Origin of the sequence: Pseudoxanthomonas gei, from assembly GCF_010119615.1 — a bacterium.
GTDB classification, from domain to species: Bacteria; Pseudomonadota; Gammaproteobacteria; order Xanthomonadales; family Xanthomonadaceae; genus Pseudoxanthomonas_A; species Pseudoxanthomonas_A gei.
The window spans coordinates 1-567 of the sequence record NZ_QOVG01000032.1; the positions used below are offsets into that span (position 1 = coordinate 1).

The window sequence follows — 567 nt, forward strand, 5'->3', positions numbered from 1 at the left end:
GTGCGGGTTCGTGCCGCACACAATCGCCAGGCACATGACGAGCAGTGGCTGCTGATCGAGTGGCCGCCGGGAGAGTCCGAGCCCCGCCACTACTGGTTCTCGACGCGACCAAAGCAAACGCCGGTCAAGACACTGGTTGCCACGGCACAAGGCCGATGGCGGATTGAACGCGATTATCAGGAGCTGAAGTCGGAGTTGGGCCTGCATCACTATGAAGGGCGCAACTGGCGTGGTTTTCACCATCACGCCAGTCTGTGCATCGCCGCATACGGGTTCTTGATGCGCGAGCGCCTGCGCAGTAAAAAAAACTCCGTCGCATTCAAGATGCCTGCAGTATCCAAAAGCGTCCGCCCGCGCCGGTCTGGCCCCAATGCAACGTCACCATCCCAACTCGATTGCCACGCTGGCCTTCGGACTGGCTAGGCTTATCGCCAGAAGCCTCCCACACTGCCCGTGTTGCGGGGTCTCACCGTACCAACGGATTCGTATTTAGTAACACAGTAGAATTAAATATGTGCATCGATTGCGCGCAACAGCCTGCGATAAACGTCTCGCGATGACTAAAAC

Annotated in this window: 1 protein-coding gene; it reads left to right on the plus strand. The window is 57.8% G+C overall.

From position 1 onward, the window contains the following. Positions 1-423, plus strand: a 423-nt coding sequence (locus DT603_RS15835) for a transposase (protein ID WP_162350954.1), incomplete at its 5' end; no start/stop codon positions are given. Positions 424-567 lie beyond the last annotated feature (144 nt).